The 22,867-nt window shown below is 53.8% G+C and carries 18 protein-coding genes and 4 tRNA genes; 8 read left to right on the forward strand and 14 right to left on the reverse strand.

Annotation, left to right across the window (positions count from 1 at the left end; genetic code table 11):
- Nucleotides 1–3: 3 nt before the first annotated feature.
- From ACU6TU_RS10500 to ACU6TU_RS10525, 6 genes are all read right to left on the reverse strand, one after another.
- Nucleotides 4–810 (reverse strand): MlaA family lipoprotein, encoded by an 807-nt coding sequence (locus ACU6TU_RS10500; RefSeq protein WP_447141373.1) that lies wholly within the window; start codon nucleotides 808–810, stop codon nucleotides 4–6.
- Between the two features lie 134 nt (nucleotides 811–944).
- The gene (locus ACU6TU_RS10505) at nucleotides 945–2,069 is read right to left on the reverse strand and encodes a beta-ketoacyl-ACP synthase III (protein ID WP_447141374.1); all 1,125 of its coding nucleotides are present in this window, start codon (nucleotides 2,067–2,069) and stop codon (nucleotides 945–947) included.
- Nucleotides 2,070–2,315: 246 nt separating this feature from the next.
- Entirely contained in the window at nucleotides 2,316–6,227 is a 3,912-nt protein-coding gene (gene hrpA, locus ACU6TU_RS10510; protein ID WP_447144229.1) for an ATP-dependent RNA helicase HrpA, read from the reverse strand.
- Nucleotides 6,228–6,529: 302 nt separating this feature from the next.
- Nucleotides 6,530–8,197 (reverse strand): AMP-binding protein, encoded by a 1,668-nt coding sequence (locus ACU6TU_RS10515; RefSeq protein ID WP_447141375.1) that lies wholly within the window; start codon nucleotides 8,195–8,197, stop codon nucleotides 6,530–6,532.
- Between the two features lie 196 nt (nucleotides 8,198–8,393).
- Entirely contained in the window at nucleotides 8,394–9,179 is a 786-nt protein-coding gene (locus ACU6TU_RS10520; protein ID WP_447141376.1) for a class II glutamine amidotransferase, read from the reverse strand.
- Between the two features lie 91 nt (nucleotides 9,180–9,270).
- Nucleotides 9,271–9,705, reverse strand: coding sequence for a hypothetical protein (locus ACU6TU_RS10525; protein ID WP_447141377.1), 435 nt, complete (start codon nucleotides 9,703–9,705; stop codon nucleotides 9,271–9,273).
- A 59-nt stretch (nucleotides 9,706–9,764) separates the two neighbouring features.
- Here ACU6TU_RS10525 and ACU6TU_RS10530 point away from each other — a divergent pair, with 59 nt between their 5' ends.
- Nucleotides 9,765–11,846 carry a S9 family peptidase gene (locus ACU6TU_RS10530; RefSeq protein ID WP_447141378.1) on the forward strand — a complete coding sequence of 694 codons (2,082 nt, stop codon included), beginning with the start codon at nucleotides 9,765–9,767 and terminating at the stop codon, nucleotides 11,844–11,846.
- A gap of 83 nt (nucleotides 11,847–11,929) precedes the next feature.
- Here the strand turns inward: ACU6TU_RS10530 and ACU6TU_RS10535 are convergent, their stop codons facing one another.
- From ACU6TU_RS10535 to grxD, 7 genes are all read right to left on the reverse strand, one after another.
- Nucleotides 11,930–12,391 (reverse strand): YcgN family cysteine cluster protein, encoded by a 462-nt coding sequence (locus ACU6TU_RS10535; protein WP_447141379.1) that lies wholly within the window; start codon nucleotides 12,389–12,391, stop codon nucleotides 11,930–11,932.
- 35 nt (nucleotides 12,392–12,426) lie between these two features.
- A complete protein-coding gene (locus ACU6TU_RS10540; RefSeq protein ID WP_447141380.1) occupies nucleotides 12,427–12,732 on the reverse strand; it encodes a YcgL domain-containing protein in 306 nt (101 codons plus the stop codon).
- Nucleotides 12,729–13,859 carry a ribonuclease D gene (rnd, locus tag ACU6TU_RS10545; RefSeq protein WP_447141381.1) on the reverse strand — a complete coding sequence of 377 codons (1,131 nt, stop codon included), beginning with the start codon at nucleotides 13,857–13,859 and terminating at the stop codon, nucleotides 12,729–12,731. The genes ACU6TU_RS10540 and rnd overlap by 4 nt, the downstream gene beginning before the upstream one ends.
- 155 nt (nucleotides 13,860–14,014) lie before the next feature.
- Nucleotides 14,015–14,620, reverse strand: coding sequence for a recombination mediator RecR (recR, locus tag ACU6TU_RS10550; protein ID WP_447141382.1), 606 nt, complete (start codon nucleotides 14,618–14,620; stop codon nucleotides 14,015–14,017).
- A 3-nt stretch (nucleotides 14,621–14,623) separates the two neighbouring features.
- Nucleotides 14,624–14,950 (reverse strand): YbaB/EbfC family nucleoid-associated protein, encoded by a 327-nt coding sequence (locus tag ACU6TU_RS10555; protein ID WP_447141383.1) that lies wholly within the window; start codon nucleotides 14,948–14,950, stop codon nucleotides 14,624–14,626.
- 56 nt (nucleotides 14,951–15,006) lie between these two features.
- On the reverse strand, nucleotides 15,007–16,968 hold the full coding sequence (dnaX, locus tag ACU6TU_RS10560; protein ID WP_447141384.1) for a DNA polymerase III subunit gamma/tau: 1,962 nt from the start codon (nucleotides 16,966–16,968) through the stop codon (nucleotides 15,007–15,009).
- Between the two features lie 128 nt (nucleotides 16,969–17,096).
- On the reverse strand, nucleotides 17,097–17,447 hold the full coding sequence (gene grxD, locus ACU6TU_RS10565) for a Grx4 family monothiol glutaredoxin (protein ID WP_447141385.1): 351 nt from the start codon (nucleotides 17,445–17,447) through the stop codon (nucleotides 17,097–17,099).
- Between the two features lie 153 nt (nucleotides 17,448–17,600).
- On the opposite strand from grxD, the gene argF reads away from it, so the two are divergent.
- Nucleotides 17,601–18,518, forward strand: a complete 918-nt coding sequence (gene argF / locus ACU6TU_RS10570) for an ornithine carbamoyltransferase (protein ID WP_447141386.1) — start codon at nucleotides 17,601–17,603, stop codon at nucleotides 18,516–18,518.
- Nucleotides 18,519–18,643: 125 nt separating this feature from the next.
- Here argF and ACU6TU_RS10575 read toward each other — a convergent pair.
- Nucleotides 18,644–18,719, reverse strand: a tRNA-Ala gene (locus ACU6TU_RS10575).
- A gap of 154 nt (nucleotides 18,720–18,873) precedes the next feature.
- Here ACU6TU_RS10575 and uvrY point away from each other — a divergent pair.
- The 6 genes from uvrY (at nucleotide 18,874) to ACU6TU_RS10605 (ending at nucleotide 22,561) form a co-directional block, all read left to right on the forward strand.
- On the forward strand, nucleotides 18,874–19,524 hold the full coding sequence (gene uvrY / locus ACU6TU_RS10580; protein ID WP_447141387.1) for a UvrY/SirA/GacA family response regulator transcription factor: 651 nt from the start codon (nucleotides 18,874–18,876) through the stop codon (nucleotides 19,522–19,524).
- 106 nt (nucleotides 19,525–19,630) lie between these two features.
- Nucleotides 19,631–21,445 carry an excinuclease ABC subunit UvrC gene (gene uvrC / locus ACU6TU_RS10585; protein ID WP_447141388.1) on the forward strand — a complete coding sequence of 605 codons (1,815 nt, stop codon included), beginning with the start codon at nucleotides 19,631–19,633 and terminating at the stop codon, nucleotides 21,443–21,445.
- Nucleotides 21,446–21,534: 89 nt separating this feature from the next.
- Entirely contained in the window at nucleotides 21,535–22,083 is a 549-nt protein-coding gene (gene pgsA, locus ACU6TU_RS10590) for a CDP-diacylglycerol--glycerol-3-phosphate 3-phosphatidyltransferase (RefSeq protein WP_447141389.1), read from the forward strand.
- Nucleotides 22,084–22,156: 73 nt separating this feature from the next.
- Nucleotides 22,157–22,231: transfer RNA gene (locus tag ACU6TU_RS10595), tRNA-Gly, on the forward strand.
- A gap of 121 nt (nucleotides 22,232–22,352) precedes the next feature.
- Nucleotides 22,353–22,426: transfer RNA gene (locus tag ACU6TU_RS10600), tRNA-Cys, on the forward strand.
- A gap of 48 nt (nucleotides 22,427–22,474) precedes the next feature.
- Nucleotides 22,475–22,561, forward strand: a tRNA-Leu gene (locus ACU6TU_RS10605).
- Nucleotides 22,562–22,867 lie beyond the last annotated feature (306 nt).

Genomic DNA, 22,867 nt, shown 5'->3' on the forward strand with positions numbered 1-22,867 from the left:
GCCTCAATCGGCGAACGCGTCATCATCAAAATCCGCGTCATCGAATTCAAAGTCGTCCATCGTAAACGGATCGTCACCTAGCTCACCATCGTTGATGAGAAAGGTACGCCGCTGCAAGTAAGCATCGCGCACAAAACTATACCGCTCCCCCTGGATCATCGATTCCTGATCAAGAATGCCGGCACGCGCGTGAACAATCCTCAGAAATTGCAGGGCCAGTTCCACATCACTGTCCAGATAGGTGATCGGGTAAAGCTCACGATCCGGCAGTAAGCCTGCTGTATCACGCAGGGTACTTGGCCCCCAGAGCGGCAGTACAAGGTAACGGGAGTCTTCCCAACCCCATACGCCCAATGTCTGACCAAAGTCTTCCTTGTCTGCGGTAATTTCCATCAATGTCGCGTAATCCAGCAGGCCAGCAAGCCCTACCGTGGAGTTGATCAAAAAACGTGACGTGGCAAGGCCCGCATTACCGGGTTTACCTTGCAGCAGGCTATTGACTGCCGTCCGCACCTCACCCAGGTTGGAAAACACATTTCCCACGCCAGTTCGAACTGGCCCAGGTATGACTTTTACATAGGCCTGTGAAACCGGCTTGAGCGTATAACGGTCCACTACGTCGTTAAATGCAAAAACGCGTCGATTAAACCCTTCCCAGGGATCATCCGGATGAGACTGCTCCTGTTCAGCCTGCTCTCGTTCAGCCGTCTCGGCAGGCGCATTGCCCGTCGTCGCACAGCCGCTTAACCCGGTGACAAGGCCCAGAACGAAAAAAACCGCCAGCCATCTGGCGGGTTGCCCTCTCTTCACTATCCTTGCACTTAACTGCTTCAACCTTAACTGCTTCAACATTGCATTTACTCTCAAAGCACTACTCTAAAAACCTACCCATTGAAGGTGCTGCGATAACGCCTGCCTATGCAGAGTTTTCATGCAATTCCTCTTCACACGACTTTCTCCAGCACCACACTACCGGCACTGTAGCCAGCACCAAAGGAACAGATCACCCCGACATCACCGACTTCAAGCCCTTTCTGATGTAAATGAAACGCAATGATCGAACCTGCTGAGCTGGTATTGGCATACTGATCAAGAATGATGGGTGCTTGTGACGCATCCGGGTCAAAACCCAGCACTTTACGCGCAATCAGATCGTTCATATGACGGTTTGCCTGATGTAACCACATGCGTTTCACATCACTGCCCGCCAGTTCAAGCGCACTCAGATGCCCGGTAATCAGTCGCGCCACCATCGGGCACACTTCTTTGAACACGCGTCGACCTTCCTGAATAAACAGCTTGTCCAGCGCCTGTGGATCACTGTCCGTCACCCGATTCAAAAACCCGGCGTTGTTGCGGATCGCATTGGAGAAACTCGTCACCAGCCGTGTCCCCAAAAGCATGAACTGTTGTTGCGCCCTGGCAATAACACGATTTTCCAGTACCATTGCTGTACAAGCATCGCCGAAAATAAAGTGGCTGTCACGATCTCTAAAGTTCAGGTGCGCTGAGCAGATTTCAGGATTGACTACCAACGCCCGCTGTACGCTCCCCGAGGCGATCGCATTGGCAGCGGTCTGAATCGCAAATGTCGCTGAACTGCAGGCCACGTTCATATCAAATCCATAGCCTTGAGCCCCCAACGCCTGCTGAACCTCAATCGCGACTGCCGGGTAGGCACGCTCCAGGTTTGAGCAACCGACAATCACCAGCTCAATGTCACTGGCCTCTACCTCCGCCGCCGTTAATGCCTGTCTGGCAGAGGCTATCGCCATTTCAGCCTGAATGGAAAGTTCGTCATTACCACGCTGAGGAAGCTGCGGACGCATGCGTTGCGGATCAAGTATACCGTCAGCATCCAGCACATAGCGGCTTTTGATACCGGATGCTTTCTCGATAAACTCACTGCTTGAATAGGCCAGTGGCTCACATTCGCCGGCAGCAATTGCCTCGGCATTACGGTTATTTTCCTGTTCAACCCAGGCGTTGAATGTTGCCACCAGCGCGTCGTTATCGATGGCGTGTTCCGGCGTATAAAGCCCCGTACCGGTAATCACCACGTCTGTCATGTGTTTCTCCTTTCGACGATACGCCGCCATTTTGCAATGCTGTGAGCTGGCATGCTGCCTGACTGCCCATCATGATTCGTAATAAGCTGCTGCGTGAATGCCCCACATCACCTCGTAAGTGAACAACCTGACTCAGTTAATAACCTAGCTTAGTTAAACCTGACTAAGTTAAAACTGACTTAGTTAATAACCTACTTTGTGCCTTTCGGGGGCGTATCACTAGTGTTTTAACAAATATTCATGTCTTTACTGCCGCGTAATCGTTTCCCAATGCTTTTCAAGCCGCTTGACCGAGACTGGCATTTTAGTGCCCAACTGTTGGGCAAATAGCGAAACGCGCAGTTCCTGCAGCCACCAGCCAAAATCCAGCAGCGCTGGCGCTTCCACCTGCCCACGGCGTTCTGCAGCTCGGCGCGCTTCCCAGCGTTCTTCAAGCGCCTGCACTTCCGCCAACATCATCTGGTCACGCCCACGTTCACGCGGGGCTTTTTCAAGACGGATAAGCGCCGCCTCCATGTAACGTGGATACTCCATCAGCCACTCTCCAGCATCGCTGATAAAACCCGGGTAAACCAGTCTCAGCATTTGCTGCTTTATATCACTGTAGGTCAACGCTAGCGCAAAGTTAATGTTGCCCTTCAACTGCTTGGCTACCTCCAGATGAGCTTTCAACGCCGCTTCCACCTGAGTCAGTAGTGTTTCTGCATGATTCAGAAGTGACGACTCACTCTCTTCCAGGCGTTTTTCAAGTTCAGTGGCAGAGCGTGGCAGTGGCTCAACCGCAACCACCTGAGCAAAGACGGCTTTCACAAGATCATCCACCAGCGCCTGTTTGCTACCGACTTTGGCAAACAGCAGTGCACAGGTGTCGAGACCTTTAAGCTGCCTGATGGCCTTAACGGCCTCAGGTCGCTGCGTCATCGCCAGATGCGTCACGCCATCCCTGTGTGCCATCTCGGCTTTGGCGGGATGATCGAACAGCACAACATTAAATGCTGCCCCTTCATTCACTAACGCCGGATAAGCCTCTACCCGAATACCTGACTGCTCAGTCACTTTCGACGCCGGTAGAGGCTCGTCGGGCAAATGGCTCACCGCCGGCGCCTGACTTGCCTGCTCGGCCATGGCTCTGGCCCCCGCGCTTGCCGCCTCTTCAAAGCGCTTTTCCAGGGCACGCAGATCCCGCCCTTGACCGATCACTTCACCAGCATGGCTGATCACTTTGAGGTTCATGAACAGGTGCGCTGGCAACTGCTCCAGACGCCAGTCATCGGGATGCACGCGGGTAGCCGTACGGCGGCGGATAAATTCTCCCAGCGCCTCGGTTAACGGGCGATCATCTGGCACCAGCGTTTCCAGAGCAGCGTCGACCCAATCTGGAATCGGCACGACCTGGCGACGGATCGATTTCGGAAGCGACTTGAGCAGCGCAATGCACTTTTCCCGTAATAGCCCCGGCACCAGCCACTCAAGCGCGTAAGCAGGCAACTGCGGCAGCATGGCAGCCGGTACGGTTAGCGTCACCCCGTCGTCGTCCGCCTCTGGCGCAAAATGATAGCTGAGAGGGTACGCATTGCCATTGAGAATCAGGTGATCCGGGTAATCTGCCTGGGTAATTTCAGCGGCATCCCGCGCCTTTAGCGTCTCGATATCGAACTTAAGGCAATCGGGGTCACTGCGTTCGACTTTCTTGCGCCAGTGTTCAAACCCTTTACCGTTAACGATATTATCGGGTAGGCGTTCGTCGTAAAAGGCGAAGAGTGTATCTTCATCGACCAGAATATCCCGCCGACGGGCGCGGTCTTCCAGGTCAGTCACTTCGTCGATCAACGCACGATTGTAGTCAAAAAACTCACCCCGCGTACGGAACTCCCCTTCTACCAGGGCCCGACGAATAAACAGCTCACGGGATTCCTGCGGGGCAATCGGGCCGTAATGTACACGGCGTCCGGCTACAATCGGCAGCCCGAACAGCGTCACCTGTTCTTTTGCCACCACCTGAGCGCGTTTCATTTCCCAGTGCGGGTCGGAATAACTGCGCTTGACCAGGTGTAGTGCCTGAGGCTCGATCCACGCTGGATCAATTTTGGCCACCGTACGCGCAAACAGGCGGGAGGTTTCCACCAGTTCAAAGGCCATTAGCCATTTCGGCGATTTTTTCGCCAACCCTGAGCCTGGGTGAATCATGAATTTGCGATTGCGCGCCCCCAGGTACTCGCGATTTTCCGTCAGCATGCCAAGGTTTGATAACAGCCCGGAAAGCAGCGCCTGATGAAGCTTACCGGAGGTCTTGCGGCGCAGCTTGCGGGCCTCCTCTTCACTCTGCTCTGGGTCAACGGGCGGCGGAGACGGCACCTCAATGCTCATGTCACGCAGTAACTGACGTAGTTGGCGGAAAGTATCGTGCCATTCGCGTACCCGCAGATAGTTAATATAGTGCTCGCGGCACCAGCGGCGAAGCTGGTTACCTGATAGCGCCTCACGGGCGTTTTCAATGCCATGCCAGAGATTCAGCACAGCCACAAAATCAGACTCCGGGTCATGCCAGCGCAAATGGGCCTGGTCGGCCGCCTGGCGCTTGTCTGCCGGGCGGTCTCGCGGGTCCTGAATGGCCAGCGCCGACACCACGATCAGCACATCGCGCAGACTTCCGCGATCCGCGCCCTCTAACACCATTCGGGCAAGGCGGGGGTCGATAGGCAAACGGGCCAGCTTACGCCCCAATGGCGTCAGGTGCTGCTGTTCGGTTACCGCACCCAGTTCAAACAGCAAGCGAAAACCGTCCGTGATAAAGCGACTATCTGGCGGATCAACAAACGGAAACGCCTCAATGTCACCCAGCTTCAATGCCAGCATCGATAGAATCACCGAAGCCAGATTGGTGCGCTGAATTTCAGGGTCGGTAAACGCTGGCCGCGCAAGAAAATCGTCTTCGTCATACAGGCGTAAGCAGACCCCTTCTGCCACACGGCCACACCGCCCTTTACGCTGATTGGCACTGGCCTGACTGACGGGCTCCACCGGCAAGCGCTGGATTTTCGAGCGATAGCTGTAACGGCTGATACGCACCAGACCCGGATCAATCACATAACGAATCCCAGGGACCGTCAAAGACGTTTCCGCCACGTTAGTTGCCAGCACAATCCGGCGCCCGCGGTGAGGAGCAAAAACACGATTTTGCTCAGCATTGGAAAGACGAGCGTAAAGCGGCAGGATTTCCGTACCTTTCAAGTCAGCACGACGCAGCGTATCGGCAGTTTCGCGAATCTCTCGCTCACCTGGCAAAAAGATCAACACATCGCGCGGGCCATGCAGCCAGCCTTTTTCACGCTCGATCTGCTCGATTTCTTCTACCGCGTGGACGATGCCTTCTTGCAAAGTGCGGTCTTCCTCATCGTCAGCATCCCGAACCAGGGGCCGGTAATGCACATCAACCGGGTAGGTTCGCCCTGTCACCTCAACCACTGGGGCGGGGGTTTCAGGCGTGCCAAAGTGAGCGGCAAAGCGCTCAACATCAATCGTGGCTGAAGTAATGATGATTTTCAGATCAGGCCGTTTGGGCAACAGACGTTTCAGATACCCCAGCAGAAAATCAATGTTCAGGCTGCGCTCATGGGCTTCATCAATGATGATGGTATCGTAACGGAGCAATAGCGGATCGTGCTGGGTTTCGGCCAGCAAAATACCGTCCGTCATTAACTTGACCAGTGTCGTGGCGCTACTCTGGTCGGTAAAGCGCACCTGGTAACCCACCTGGTCTCCCAGCGACACTTCCAGCTCTTCGGCCAGACGCGTGGCCACACTGCGCGCAGCCAACCGACGCGGCTGGGTATGGCCTATCAATCCACGCCGTCCACGCCCAAGCTCAAGACAGAGTTTGGGTAGCTGAGTCGTTTTACCTGACCCGGTCTCCCCGGCCACCACCACGACCTGATGATCGTCAAGCGCGCGCAGAATATCTTCACGCCGCTCAACCACGGGCAGCTCTGCAGGATAATTGAGAGTAACCTTGAGCGCCTCCCGCTGGGCCAGGGTGCGTTCAGCACGACGTAACTCGTGCTCAACTTTGTCGAGCCCACGATCTATCGGCTGTTGGCTTTGTAGACGTCGTTTCAAGCCTACCAAGCGCTTATTTAACGATTCGGCCTCACGTAACATGACACGGGACGTGGCTTGGAAAAGCTGCTCCAGGCGTTGGGCATCACTGGCGGTTATAGGCGTCTCTGAAGTCACAATCAGCGTATCTTCCTGTCAGGTCGGGTCAAGAACATAGACAACATTCTTCATAACACCATATGCAAAAACACATTCAAAACGTAAACAAAAACATGGCCCGCTCGGTGAGCGGGCCATATATTGTAACGCTTTTGCGCAAAAGACATCTAACGGGCATGGCTTAACGCAGGTAATTCAGCAACACACATCCACCAGAAACGTCACCGAATTATCCCTCTATCGGTTCATGATGCTGCCTTTTCATCACGCAATTCGCGCCGAAGAACCTTGCCAACATTCGTTTTAGGCAACTCATCACGAAATTCGACAAATTTTGGCACTTTGTAGCCGGTCAGGTCTTTTTTACACCATTTGCGGACATCTTCAACGGTAAGCTGATCATTTTTAGACACCACAAACAGCTTGATAGCTTCGCCGCTATCCTCGTCGGCGACACCGACTGCGGCCGCTTCCAGCACATCCGGGTGTCCTGCAATCACATCTTCCACTTCATTAGGATACACATTAAACCCCGACACCAGAATCATGTCTTTCTTGCGATCCACGATATGCAGGTAGCCATCCTCATCAATAACCGCTATATCCCCGGTGTGAAACCAGCCTTCCGCATCAATTGCGTTACGGGTTTCTTCCTCGCGCTGCCAATACCCTTTCATCACCTGCGGGCCTTGCACACAAAGCTCACCCGGCTCTCCAAAGGCAACATCCGCCCCATCAGCATCCACCACTTTCACGGCAGTACCGGCAACGGGTTTACCTATACTGCCAAGTTTAACCGAATCGCTAGGATTAAAGCTGACAATGGGCGACGTTTCAGTAAGCCCGTAGCCTTCTGCCACGACGCAGCCAGTGACATCCTGCCAACGCTTGGCAGCAGCACTGGTCAGCGCCATCCCGCCAGAAATCGTCAAGCGTAAGTTCGAAAAGTCGAGCTGTTTGAAATCTTCACGGTTACACAGCGCATTAAACAGCGTGTTAAGGCCGATAAAACCGGTGAATGGCACTCCCTTCAGCTCTTTGACGAAAGCATCAAGATCTCGAGGATTGGTAATCAACAGGGAATGATTCCCTGTTTCCATCAAAAACAGGCAGTTAACCGTAAAAGTATAGATATGATAAACGGGTAGTGGGGCAATGATCAGCTCCTCCCCGTCTCTCAGGGTGCCGCCAATCGCTTCACGCGCCTGCAGCATGTTCGCCACCAGGTTGCGGTGGGTCAGCATTGCCCCTTTGGGCATTCCTGTGGTTCCCCCGGTATATTGAAGCGCGGCGAGGTCATCAAGATTGCGATGCACGTCCTGATGCGAAAGCGAAGCCCCTTTATTGAGCGCATCACGAAAGCCAATAGCGCCCGGAAGCGAATACGCGGGCACCATTTTTTTCACATGCTTGACGACGGCATTGATGACCCAGCGCTTTGGCGCGTCATGCAGGTCTGCCAGTTGCGTTACCAACACATGCTTGATGTCAGTTTTATCCAACACTTTTTCAAGCTTGCTGGCCATATTCGCCAGGATCACAATGGCCTTGGTGTTCGAATCCTTGAACTGGTGCGCCATCTCACGCTCGGTATAGAGCGGGTTCGTATTAACGACCACCAGCCCTGCGCGAAGCGCACCAAAGACCGCCACCGGAAACTGCAACACATTAGGCAGCTGAATCGCAATCCGGTCACCCGGTTCCAGATCCGTTTCATTCTGCAACCAGGCAGCAAAATCTCCCGATAGCCGATCCAGGTCAGCAAAACTCAGCGTCTTCCCCATACAGGTAAACGCTGGTTTGTCTGAAAATCGCTTTATCGCGGCATGAAAAACATCAGTTATCGAGCTGTATTGATCAAGGCCTTCCAGCGCGGGCCCTCTGAGCACGGGGGCGTTGGCAAATTCACTCATCGGCATTCTCCACTTTCCCAGTCGGTGTTAATACCGACTTTATTGTTGTTAACAGCATTTTCAGCGTCATAACTGAAGTAACCATATACGACACCGCCCGCGCTGTAAAACGACCGATTGAAACCAATGTTTTAACACAATGTTAACTTTTGTTTTTCAGGCACATACTCAATACAGACATTCAACACCAGGTAATTTATGCATTAGACAGGTAACGGGCACAGATTTCTCCCGCTTTCCAGACAAGTAATTCCCCTGGCACCATGCGCTGCCAGCATTCGTTGTGCGTCAGTGGCTCAGTGGCAATGACAGAGACAATATCGTCTGGCGTAGTGTGCTCAACAAAATTCACTGTCATTTCTGCATCAGAAAGTTCCGCTTCGCCAAACGGCGCACGACGGGTGATATGTGACAGCTTTGTCGAGCAGAAGGTGTAAAAATAATCACCGTCTGACAGCAGCATATTGAAAACGCCCAGCAGACGTAGCTGCTCGCACAATTGGTGCAGCAACTCCCACAATGGTTGAGGGTCATCAGGTGGAGAAGGAAAATGGCGGCGTAATTCGCCCATCAGGAAACAGAAAGCATGCTCGCTGTCAGTGGTCCCTACCGGCGTAAACCCATTGAAGGGCAAGGGTTCCCAGTCACTTAGCTGGCCATTATGAGCATAACACCAGGGTCTCCCCCACATTTCGCGGGTAAAAGGATGCGTATTGGCAAGTTTCACCCCGCCCACATTGGCCTGTCGTATATGGCTGATGACCACATTAGATTTGATGGGATAGTCACAAATCAGCCGTGCGATCGGGGAATCAACCGAAGGATGAGGGTCCCGGAACTCTCGGTAGCCTCCCTCTTCGTAAAAGGCAATTCCCCAGCCATCGCGGTGCGGCCCCGTGCCGCCTCCGCGATGAAGGAAGCCCGCAAAGCTGAAACAGATATCCGTTGGCACATTGGCGCTCATACCCATGAGCTCACACATGATGTTGCATCCTTATCTTCCTGACTAATGCGTGGCATCTGTCTTTGCAACGAAAGGTCCCGCCACCACATTTCCCACCAAAAAAACTGAATTACAAAACAGGTTCCTGGCGTGGTGAAGCGGGAGCTTCCTGGCGAGATTTTTTAGGCGACTCGTCGGGTGCATCGCTTTCAGCCGTAGACGAAGGACGACGAACCCACCACAGCGCAAGCCCGATCAAGGCGCCAAGCGTTATGCCGATCAAAAGCCATAGCAATCCTTCTTTAAACGCAGAGGAATTTCCCTCCAGAAAGCCGACCGCCGTTACCATCGCAGAAGGTGCCCAGCCGGTGTAAAATTCACCTTCTTCCACTAATGGCAAACTGAACCGCGCTGGTGCCCACATTGCGCCTCCTATCATCCAGGTCAGCAACAGGCGAAAAAAACGCGGAAGAATAACCAGCGTTAAGTAAATAGCCACGAAGACCAGTAGCGAAATAGCGTAGTAACTCGCCCAAAGCAGTGACATTGATTCTTCAACCAGCATAATGCTCCTTATCAGGGTGCGTCTCACCCAACATTCATTTTTTCCATGGTACCTCTCAATTGACGAAAGCACAGCCAGACCTCGACCACCGCTCTCCTGTCAGTACCTATTATCGCTCAAATGATCCCGACTGGCACTGGCTGGAAGAGGCAGACGACCCTCAGGTACAAGATTTTCTGTCTGCCGCCAACGCAGAACACGAAGCGTGGTTCCGCTCTTTGCAGCCATTGGCAGAAACGCTTTACCAAAGCCATCTGTCACGTCGCGAACTGTCGGTCACGGGTCTTGAGACAGCGCTTGACCACTTTACGTTCTGGAATGAAACAGCGGCCGATGCCGATTATCCTCGCTGGTGGCGCTACCCTAACGGTCAACCGGACAGCGCCGAATGTTTTTTCGATGTTCCCGAACGCGCGGCATCGAACGAATTTTTTGATATCGGAGATATGGCATTACCCGCCGATGAGCAATGGCTTGCATGGACAGAAGATACCCAGGGTGACGAACGTTTTTCTTTATGGATAAAGCATCTACCCCATGGCACGCCACAGTGTTTGCTGGAAGATATCGGCCCGGGTCTGTGCTGGGCAGAAGACCAGACCACGACAGGCGCTACGCTATTATTCACGCGCTTCGATGCCACTCAGCGACCGGATAGCCTATGGCGGCTGCCGCTAACCTTCGAGAATGACCGGTTCTCTGCTCTGCCTGAGGCTCTGGTGTTCCGTGAGTCGGACCCGGAATTCTGGGTCGGCGTGAGCAAGACCCGTTCGCGCCAGTGGTTGCTGGTCGAGTCCGCCTCCAAAGACACCAGCGAGGTACACTTACTTTCCGCCAGCGAGCCTGAATCGTCTCTTGAGTGCCTGCATCCGCGTCAACCAGGGGTCGAAGTCAGTATTGAGCACCGCCCGGGTTTTTTCTATCGCCTGCATAACCAACAAGGCGCGCATTTCCAGCTGGATGTCGCCGAAGACGCCAGAATGGACGACTGGCAGCCACTAATCGCTCATCGTGACGACACGACACTGGAAGGCGTCGACGCCTTTTCCTGGGGTCTGATGATCGCCGAACGGGATCACCATCAAGCGCAAGTTTACCTACGCCGTCTGGTACTGGATTCGCACCATCAGCTTACGGAAGATCAGCGGCTTAGCTTACCGGAAACACCCTGCTCACAGCTGCTGGAAGATGCGCCACACTTTGACACCACGACGTTACGCTTGCGTGAGGAGTCGTTCACTCAGCTGCCTTGCTGGGTTGAACTCGACCTGAACACCCATCAGCGCCGCATTCTTAAAACGCAACCTCTCTACGGCGACCTGCAGCCGCAACAGCTGGTTAGCCGCCGCATCTGGGCCACTAGCCACGATGGCGAACAGGTACCCGTTTCCATGGTCATGCGTGCCGACCTGGCATCACAACCTTTGCCCACCTTGCTATACGGATACGGCGCCTACGGCGATCCGCTTGATGCCTGGTTCTCGATTGCCCGTCTGGAATTACTGGCGCGCGGTGTCGCTTTTGCCGTCGCCCATGTGCGCGGCGGTGGCGAATGCGGAGAACCCTGGTATCTGAATGGCAAGATGGCCAACAAGGAAAACAGTTTTCACGACTATCTGGCGGCGCGTGATGCTCTGGTCAGCAAAGGAATCAGCGATGCACAGCGAATCGTTGCCTGTGGCGCCAGCGCAGGAGGCCTATTGGTCGGCGCCTGCCTGAATCGCGCCCCCGAGGTCTTTTGTGGGGCCGTGCTCGACGTGCCTTTCGTCGATGTACTGCGCACGATGCAAAACCCGGACCTGCCGCTCACCACGGCAGAATACAGCGAATGGGGAAACCCTGAAGATCCCGATGTCGCTGAGCGAATCCAGCGCTACTCACCTATCGATAATATCTCTCCACGTCGCTACCCGACGGTTTGGATTGAAGGCAGCTGGTTTGATACACGCGTCAGCTACTGGGAGCCCGCCAAGTATTACGCCAGACTGCATCAATGTCAGTTGAGTAACGCGCCTATTCTTCTGCATACCGATATGAGCAGCGGCCATGGCGGTGCCTCGGGCCGGTTCAAGGCATGGCAGGATGCTGCACGTCAGGATGCATTTATTCTCTGGGCACTGGGTTGCGACGACAATGCCTGACAGAGTTTGGTAGCGCTGCTGATCTACCAAGCCAGATTGAACGCCAGCGCCTCGCTGGCGTTCTAGTTATGGACCTTGCCGTCTCAGGGTGACATCGGCAGGATAGCGATAATATGCTCTTCAAGCTGTTCTTCGGGCACATCATCCTGGGAAACAGCAAAATGGCGGACGCTCACACCTTTACGGTGGACTCTTTCAGCATCATTGCTTAATAGCGGATGCCAGCCTGCCAGTTTGCGCCCTTCCGCCACGCGACGATATCCGCAGGTAGACGGCAGCCAAGTAAATTCCTTCACCAGAGTGGGCGTCAGTTGAGTGCAGTCTGGCACCGTGTCGAACCGATTAGCATAATCACTGCACTGGCAGCTGTGCGTGTCGAGCAATCGACACGCCACATTCAACACCGCCAATTCCTGGGTATCTTCGTCGTGCAGCTTTAACAGACAGCACTGCCCGCAACCATCGCAAAGGGCTTCCCACTCCTGATCGGAAAGCTCCTCCAGTGGAAAGCGTTCCCAGAATCGCTCACGTAACGGCTCAGACACGTATCCCCCTTTTCTTTTCTTTTCTTTTTTTATTCTTAAAAACGTGATTCTGTCGGCAGGCGATAAAGGTTTAACAGATATTCGTCTTTTGCTGGCGGCATCTGAAAATAAAACCCTTGATCACGGATCGCCGCCAGTACATCGGCAGCCTTGGCGCGCGCCAGAGTTTTGTCCGGCGTCAGCATCAACGTCATGGTCGACACCGGTGTTCCAAAACGCTCCAGCAATGCCTCAGGCACATCGACAAGCCCGCGACGCTTATCTACGTAGAGATACATTTCTTCTTTACGTGAGCTTTTGAAAACTTCGCAGATTAAACGTTCAGCATTAAGGTAGGTCATTCAGGGGCTTCCTGCAGAGCGTCCATCAGTGACGCGTTAAGCCGTTCACCGCGCCAGCCTTGCGGCAATACCAGTGTTTCACCCACAATGGATTGCATCACTAGGCGCTCAATATCGCGCCGACGCATCAGCATTTCCGGCGCCACGCCTAATTCTTGAGCCTCGGACACAACCACTTTCTTCAATGCCTTGAACAAGGGTTTAAACGGCGGTCGTGAGGGGTCAGGCCAGGCGTCAGGTAACGCTTCCGAGGGCGTTTCATGGGCTTTCTTGACCAGACTCAGCAGAATATCGCCTACTTTTTTTACCAGAGGCGGCTTGACGCCTTCCACATTGGCCAGCTCATAGCGGTTTTTAGGCATGGCCTCAGCAATCGCAAACAGGAGTTTATCGCTGACTAGCCAGCTGCGCGGCAAATTGCGTTGACGTGTTTCTTCCTCGCGCCATAGCGTCATCAAGCGATAGGCTTCAATCTGCCGTGGCGTTAATCGCCAGAGTAAACGTTGGCGAGTAAACCATTGATCGGCATTGCTGCTGCCCGCCTGGTTCAGAATCTCTTGGCATTCCTGCTCAACCCATGCCAATCGGCCGAGATCCTTTAATTTCTCTTCCTGCAGCGCCCAGACTTTGAGCAGATAGATCACATCCAGGGCTGCGTACTCGCATTGCGCCTGACTTAACGGGCGTTCAAGCCAGTCTGAACGCGTCTCTTCCTTGGGCAGGGTTTCCTGCGTCCAATACTCCACCAGCTTCTGGTACCCCATTCCCGGATTTTCGCCCAGGAACCCTTGCGCGACCTGAGTATCGATCAGGGGTGACGGCAGCTCACCCGCCCAACGCTGGAAAACGTCCAGATCTTCACTGCTGGCATGAAGAAGCTTGGCGGCCTGACCCTGCAGCAATGCCTGAAAAGCCGGGGTACATTCAACCGCCAGCGGGTCAATCAGATAGGCGGTGTCATCGCTGGCAAACTGAATTAACGCGGGCACGGGATAAAAAGAGTTTTCCCGAAAGAACTCCGTATCCAGCGCAATCACTTGCGCATCTGCCACCTTGGCACAGGCGGCATCCAGCGCTTGGGGCGTATCGATCCATTGATATGAGGGTGAGGCAATAGACAAGGGCATATTTCCCGATAAATGAATGACGCGGGTGACTTGTTCATAGTAACGCGTGCATAGAAACCTGGGCATAGGAACCTGAACGTTGCCTTCAGGCAACGACGATTAACCACCCGCGCGGTTGACTGTGCACTCGCCACAGTAAACCGGGTACTGATAAATTATTCGCTGGTAAATGGCAGGCGACCATTGAAAGCACGACTCAAGGTCCCGCCATCAACGTACTCGAGTTCGCCTCCCATCGGCACGCCATAAGCCAGCCGAGAGAAACGCACCCCATAATCGCTGAGCTGTGCCGCGATATAATGAGCTGTCGCCTCGCCTTCTACAGTGGGATTGGTGGCCAATACGATTTCCTGCACAACGCCTTGAGCAACCCGCTGCTCAAGAAGCTCAAGGCCAATCGTTTCAGGGCCAATGCCATCAATCGGCGACAGGTGCCCGTGAAGTACAAAATATCGACCATTAAACCCACCGGCTTCTTCAATCGCCAGCTGATCCGCCGGTGACTCCACCACACATAGCAGAGCGTCGTCTCGACGAGGACTTTCGCACAGACCACACAGGGTTGCTTCTGTCAGGGTTCGGCAACGCTGACAATAGCCAACATCCTGTATCGCGCGATCTATCGAGGCAGCTAGCCGCTTACCCCCTTCACGTTCGCGTTCCAATAGATGAAGCGCCATTCGTTGAGCCGTCTTGGGACCAACACCGGGCAGAACCCGAAAGGCTTCCATCAACTGCTCAATGAGAGGAGAAAAACGCATGGCCTAGAACGGCATCTTGAAACCGGGCGGCAGGTTCAGCCCTGCAGTGGCTTGCTCCATCATTTCCTTGGAGCTGGCTTCTACCTTGCGCACTGCATCATTGACAGCAGCCGCCAGCAGGTCTTCAAGCAATTCTTTATCTTCTTCAAGTACGCTAGGGTCGACGTCGACATTGATCACATCATGACGTCCATTCATGGTCACTTTGACCATGCCTGCACCGGCTTCGCCATACACTTCGGCCTTGGCAACTTCTTCCTGAGCCTGCTGCATTTTTTCCTGCATTTCCTGAGCCTGCTTCATCAGGTTACCCATTCCGCCTTTCATCATGATGCCTCTCCTTTCATACCGTTCAATAAAGGTTCTTGGTTTCAAGTAATTAGAGCTTATCTGTTCGCTGCGACAGGTTTGACGCTCGACTCCACCAGTCTTGCACCGAAGGCCTGCTGTAATTTCTGTATATTGGGGTCGCGGCTTAAAGTATCAACCGCTTGTGCATGGCGTTCCTGCGCGATGCGCTGATCCCGCTGCTGAGGTGTTTCCAGTGCAGGATCAAGCTCCTGCACCTCAAATACGACCTGACGCTCAAACCCTTGTGACTGCAATGCCTTGGCAATACGCTGGTTATGGACGTCTGCCTGCATCGCTGCCTGACTGGGCGCCAGCAATAGCTCAAGCCTGGTGCCATCATCACGACCACACTGGCAGTGCGCAGCCAGGTTACGGGTTAGCCCGCCCAGGCCAAGCGCATCAAACAGTGCCAGCCAACGGGTATGCGTCAGATACTCATCAGACACCGCGGCATCTTCAGACGCTTTCACGTCATTAGCTTCGTCAGTGCGCTCTACCTCGCGTTCTATCTCGCCTACTATCTCGCGCTCCACCTCACCATCTGACCCATTTTCAGGATGAAACGGTAAATCCACTCCGGCTGGCTCAGATTCAGGCTCAAGTTCAGAAGGCGACGGCAATTCGACAGGAGGTGCTTGTTCGGTTTCTGGCTGGGCTTGTTGAGTTTCTGGCTGAACGGGTTCGGTTACCGGCTGGGCGACTTCAGCGGTGACAGAAGTATCATTCCACGGCGGCGGTGATAATGATGCAGCGGGTTCCGATGCGTCGGATGCCGACGCCTCAGGCGCTGACCCAGAACCGTCAGGCGCTGACACAGCCCCTTCAGGCGCGGAAGCAACCTCCTGAGGCCTTTCCGGCGTTAGGGGCAGGGGTGTCCGCGGCGGCTTCGGCACGCCTTGCGGTCGAAATGCCAGCATACGCAGCAAGGTCATTTCCAGGGCACTGCGTAAATCCGGGGCGTGTGCCATATCCCCCCGCCCCTGAATACCAATCTGGTAATAAAGCTGCACATCTTCAGCGGTAAATCGCGACGCCAGCGCCAATATCATGTCGCGGTCGCCATGACTGTTATCGACCGCGTCAGGCACCATCTGCGCGACGGCCAAGCGGTGCAGTATCGCTGTAATATCGTCCAGAACGGCAGCAAAATCCGGCCCCTGTTCCGCCAGCGTTGTCACCTCGCCGAGCAGGGTCGCCACATCAACCGCCGCCAACGCCTCTACCAGCGCCAGCACATGACGATGATCCAACGTACCCAGCATGGCGGCTACGTCAGCGTAGCGCACCTCACCCTGCCCAAAGGCAATGGCCTGATCCGTCAGGCTCATGGCATCACGCATGGAGCCTTCGGCCGCTTTACCCAATAACCAAAGAGCACGCTCTTCAAAGACAACGCCTTCAGCGCCCAGCACATGTTGCAAGTGCTCAACCACCCGTTCGGGCGGCATATGCTTCAGAGTGAACTGCAGGCAACGGGAAAGAACGGTCGGCGGAAGCTTTTGTGGATCGGTCGTGGCTAGCAGAAACTTGACGTGAGGGGGTGGTTCTTCCAGGGTTTTCAGCAACGCGTTAAAACTGCTGGTCGACAGCATGTGCACCTCATCAATCAGGTACACTTTATAGCGCCCCTGAGTAGGGGCATATTGAACGTTATCAAGCAGCTCGCGGGTGTCTTCAACTTTGGTACGAGAGGCCGCATCAACTTCAATAAGGTCGACAAATCGTCCTTCATCAATGGCGCGACAGCTGTCACATTCACCACAGGGTGTCGACGTTACGCCCTCATCGCTACGGCCACCGGCCGTACAGTTGAGGCATTTGGCTAAAATTCTTGCCAGCGTGGTCTTACCCACGCCACGCGTGCCGGTAAACAGATAGGCATGGTGAAGTCGACCCTGATCCAGAGCATTCACCAGCGCGCGCTGAACGTGGGCCTGACCGACTAACTCATGAAATGTGCGTGGCCGCCATTTACGGGCCAGAACCTGATAGCTCATTGAGCAAGATTTCCTTTGGCGGACTGAAGTCTTTAGCGGACTGAAACGCTTTGACGGAATAACGAATCCGTCATTCTAGCCGCTGAGCTTCAGCCCGCCAACCGCAGAACTGGCGGATCAGGATTGAATCAGGCGTTATCGCTATTTTCAGCGCTATTGGCGCGTGCGCCAGCAGCCTTGATCAACTTTTCCAACTCACCGCTTTCGTGCATTTCAATCACGATATCGCAACCACCCACCAACTCGCCTTCTACCCAAAGCTGAGGAAAAGTCGGCCAGTTAGCGACTTTAGGCAGCTCAGTGCGAATATCCGGGTTATCCAGCACATTGACAAACGCAAAGCGCTCACCACAGTTCATCAACGCCTGCACCGTTTGTGCGGAAAAGCCACATTGCGGCAGCTGAGGGGTGCCTTTCATGTAAATCAGAATCGGGTTTTCACTGATCTGCTGCTGAATATTCTCTACAGTTGAGCTCATGGAACCTCCTTACGGGTATCACTCACGAATAAAATAAGTCGCGCTACCGACGCGAACTTTAAATATCTGAACGTTGATCATTCTACGCGGTGCATCGACGTTGCGCATCCCCTATAGCCTCGCTAGGATAAAGGTTTTACGCGGAGAGTAATCATGGCGACACGCCATTTTCTGACCTTAATGGACCTGACGTCCGATGAGCTGAATTACCTTATTCAGCGGGCCATCACGATTAAAAGCAACCTCAAGGCCCAAGGGCCGAGTTACACTCCGCTTCCCAATCGTACTCTGGCGATGATTTTTGAGAAGTCATCCACGCGCACCCGCGTATCGTTTGAAACAGCCATGGCCCACTTTGGTGGACATGCCCTGTTTCTTTCACCTCGTGATACCCAACTGGGTCGTGGCGAACCCATTGAAGATACCGCTCGAGTACTGTCTGAAATGGTTGACGCCGTTATGATCCGTACGTTTTCCCATTCAGGACTGGAAACATTCGCCTCCGCCAGCTCAGTGCCGGTTATCAATGCATTGACCGATGATTACCACCCCTGCCAACTGCTCGCTGACGTGATGACCTGGACGGAATTGCGTGGCAGTGTCAAAGGACGCACGGCGGTATGGATTGGCGATGGCAATAATATGTGCCATTCATGGATTAATGCGGCCAAACAGTTTGATTTCAAGCTGCGCATCTGTTGCCCGAAAGGCTATGAACCGCGTGAAGATATCATGGCAACTGCCGGAGACCGTGTAGAACTTCTGCATGATCCGAGAGCCGCGGTTCAGGATGTTGACCTGGTGACCACGGATGTCTGGGCGTCCATGGGCCAGGAAGAAGAACAGGCGAAGCGCGAAGCGGATTTTGCCGGATTCCAGGTGACCGAGGCCATGCTCGACCTGGCCAACGACGATGTTGTGTTTCTACATTGTTTACCGGCGCATCGGGGAGAAGAAATCAGCACCACACTGCTTGACGACCCGCGTGCCGTCGTATGGCAGGAAGCTGGCAACCGCCTTCACGCTCAAAAAGCCCTGATTGAGTTTTTAATGCTTGGCAGAGTTGCCTGACACCGGCAACCCCAGGCGTCATCGGGCTAAGCTACTCACGACCCAGCAATAAACGACCCAACAAAAAACGAATCAGCAAAAAAAACCGCTCAACGGAATATCCGATGAGCGGTTTTTTAAAATTCTGGTGGAGCCTAGCGGGATCGAACCGCTGACCTCAACACTGCCAGTGTTGCGCTCTCCCAGCTGAGCTAAGGCCCCTGCTTTTTTACAAAGTGCGCAAATACTACTCATCGCCTTGACGTCCGTCAAGCACTGAGCACTCCCTTCCCAAGGCTAATGCGCCCACGCCCGCAAGTGTGGCAATATAAACCCAATAAATGCCATCACCGAGCTAAAATCACAGGAGTCGCCCTTGATCAATGTGTTGATTGCCGACGATCACCATCTGGTGAGGAGCAGTATTGCGCTCCTGCTCGAAAATGAGCGTGATATCCATATTGTGGGTGAAGCCAACGATGGAGAAACGGCCGTATCGCAATGTCGTCAGCTGAAACCCGATATCGTGCTGATGGACATACGCATGCCGGGCATCGGTGGCCTTGAAGCAACCCGCAGAATTCAGCGCGGCCTATCCAACATTCGCGTGCTGATCCTGACCGCTCATCTTGACGATAGTGTGGCCAAAAAGATGTATGAAGCAGGTGCTGCTGGCTTTCTGAGCAAAGGCGCTGACCCTGACGAGATGATAAACGCCATCCGTCAGGTGTTTCATGGCAATCACTACCTCAGCCAGGAAATTGCCCAGCGACTGGCTTTTTCCAATATGACTCATCAGGAAAATCCGTTCGGGCTGCTATCACACCGGGAATTACAGATTGCCATGATGATCGTGAACTGCCAGCGAGTGCAGGAAATCTCTGACCGCCTGCATTTAAGCCCTAAAACGGTGAACACCTATCGTTATCGTCTGTTTGAAAAGCTGAAGGTCGGCACCGACGTAGAGCTGACACACCTGGCATTGCGTCATGGCTTAGTCGAAGGATTTGAGTCTCCTGTCGCCTAATTTTTTTAGTGATGAGTTAATCGTTAAAAAGACGTGTTGTCACTCAGATTAACACCCCGTTTTTTCGGTCATTCTCCGGGACATTTTCAGGATGTAACGCCACTCGATGAGCTTTAACGCAAAACAGTTTCTCGCAACCGTCAGCGCAGCGCCTGGCATTTACCGCATGCTTGATGAACAGGGCAGTACGCTGTACGTCGGCAAGGCCAAACGGCTTCACGCCCGCCTTGCCAGCTATTTTCGTGGCCAGTTGAACGCAAAGACACAGGCAATGGTCAGCCGAATTGCCGACATACAAATTACCGTCACCCGTAGCGAGACAGAAGCCCTGCTGCTCGAGCAGACACTGATCAAGGAACTTCGCCCGCCCTACAATATTCTTTTGCGCGACGATAAGTCCTATCCGTTCATCTTTGTCAGTGATCGCCATGCGTACCCGGCACTCGAATATAAACGCGTTCGCCAGCGGCGCAATGATGGCCGCTATCTGGGCCCCTATCCCAGCAGCGGCGCGGTGCGCGAAAGCCTTGCATTAATGCAGAAAATTTTCCGGATACGCAATTGCGAAGATAGTGTTTTCGCCCACCGCTCACGCCCCTGCCTGCAGTACCAGATTGATCGTTGCAGCGCACCATGCGTGGGCTATATCTCTGAGCAGGAGTACCGTCGTGACGTCGAGCATGCGGTAATGTGCCTGGAAGGTAGGAGTGAAAACGTCACCCAGGCGCTAACCGACTCCATGGAAGCGGCTAGCCAGGCACTCAATTTTGAAGAGGCGGCTCGCTTTAGAGACCAGATTCAACATCTGCGCCAGCTGCAACAGCGCCAATTCGTGGATAACGAGCAAGGCAATGCGGATATTTTTGCACTTGCCCAGCGCCCGGGCGGCATCGCCGTTGCCATTCTCAGTATCCGCGATGGACGCATGCTCGGCGCTCGGCACCACAACCCCACCAACGACCTGGACCTTGACCCGGCCACCCTGCTAACCGACGTGGTCAGCCAGTTTTATCTGGGCCAGCCCCATGAGCTACCTACCGAAATCATTACCAGCCTGGCGCTGGATGACAGCCAACTGCTCGCAGAAGCCTTTTCACAGCAGGCTGGCAAACGCGTTCGTGTTACCCATCAGGTGCGTGGCCATCGCGCTCAGTGGCAGCATCTGGCCATCACCAATGCCGAGCAGCAGCTGGCTTCACGAATGGCCAGTCATCAGCAGATGGAGGCGCGGTTCAAATCACTCCAGGAGGCGCTTGGGCTCGCAGAACCACCCCAACGCATGGAATGTTTCGACATTAGCCATAGCCATGGTGAAGCGACCGTGGCCTCCTGCGTTGTGTTTGATCAAAACGGCCCACGTAAAGGTGACTACCGTCATTTCCGGATAGAAGGTGTTGCAGCAGGGGATGATTATGCCGCCATGCAACAGGCACTGACGCGGCGTTTGAAAAGAGTGAAAAGTGGTGAAGCCATCGCCCCGGACGTATTGATTGTCGATGGCGGCAAGGGCCAGCTTAATATGGCACGCGGCGTGCTTCAGGAGATGGCCATTACCTCGATCACATTGCTCGGCGTCGCCAAAGGCACTACCCGCAAAGCCGGACTGGAAAGCCTTTTCCTGGATACATCTGACCACCCTTTACCACTGGATAGTACGTCACCGGCCTTGCATCTGATTCAACACATACGCGATGAATCACACCGTTTTGCCATTGCAGGCCATCGCGCTCAGCGCGACAAGGCACGCCGCACCTCCACACTTCAGGAAATTGCAGGCATAGGCCCTAAGCGTCGGCGAGAATTATTACGCTTTTTTGGTGGTTTACAGGGCGTACAAAAGGCCAGTCGCGCAGAACTTGCCCGTGTTCCCGGTATTAGCGCTGCCCTGGCAGAGTCAATTTATCAGTCTTTACACGGATAATGTCGCTTTGGCATAGATGCCACTGCCCAACGGGGATAGAATAACCCCTTCAATTTACCGTTTTTCTTCGGCAAGGATCGCAACCCGCGATGAATATACCCAACATTCTTACTCTGATCAGAATTGCTTTCATCCCCTTGTTAGTTGTTTTGTTCTATCTGCCTTATTCATGGAGCATGCTCGCGGCGGCAGTGTTTTTTGGTATTGCGTCCATCACAGACTGGCTGGATGGCTACCTGGCGCGTCGCTGGGACCAATCAACACCTTTTGGCGCCTTTCTGGACCCTGTGGCCGACAAGCTGATGGTGGCCATTGCGCTGGCGCTGTTAATCGAGCGTTTTGATACCTGGCTGCTCACTCTACCCGCGCTGGTCATCATCGGACGTGAAATTGTGATTTCGGCACTCCGTGAGTGGATGGCCGAAATGGGCAAGCGCGGCATGGTAGCCGTATCATGGATTGGCAAGATGAAAACCACCCTGCAGATGCTGTCCATTTTCATACTGATTGCCTTCCCGCCAGGCCATGCCATTGCTTCTTTAGGCATTATCACTCTGTTTGTGGCAGCTGCACTGACATTGTGGTCAATGATTCAGTATCTACAGGCAGCCTGGCCTCACCTGTCACGCTCGATGTAAGCATTTGTTCATAAAGACGCATTTAACGCATTGACAAACCCTTAACAGCGCGTATAATTCGCATCCGAGTCAAGCGGGAATAGCTCAGTGGTAGAGCATCGCCTTGCCAAGGCGAGGGTCGGGAGTTCGAATCTCCTTTCCCGCTCCAACTCAAAAAGAGTTTGTAGATGGTAAGGCAAGGGTCGTGAGCTGGAACGCCAGCCCGGTCAAATCTCCTTCCCGCTCCAACTCGCAACATAGCAAGACCTTGAACGTAGTAAGACCTTGAAGGCTGGATGGCAGAGTGGTTATGCAGCGGACTGCAACTCCGTGTACGCCGGTTCGATTCCGACTCCAGCCTCCATATTTCTTGCGGCGATTTTTACTCCTTTCGGTGTTTGATTCCCGCCTTGCCCGGATGGCGAAATTGGTAGACGCAAGAGACTTAAAATCTCTCGGAGGTAACTCCGTGCCGGTTCAAGTCCGGCTCCGGGCACCATGTGCTTCCTTCCTTGTTATAACCCCCACCTAGTTATAGAACTTTCTTTTTAGTTACTTTGGTTCTAGCTACTCCCCTCTTAGTTACTTCCCTCTCCTAGCTACTTTTGTCTTCGTTATAAATCCTCTCTCCTGGTTCCCTTGAGAATCTTTTTCTCTGATTCTAACCCGCATGCTTAGCATCACTGTTATGTCACCGAGTTAGCTTACTGCGACTTTTACGTCGAGAAATCGTCCTGGCACGTCGTCAAATCAGCGTTCACGCGCTATCATGCGGTTCTATTCCATGATCACCTGGCGTAATAGG

This window comes from Halomonas sp. LS-001, assembly GCF_052983955.1.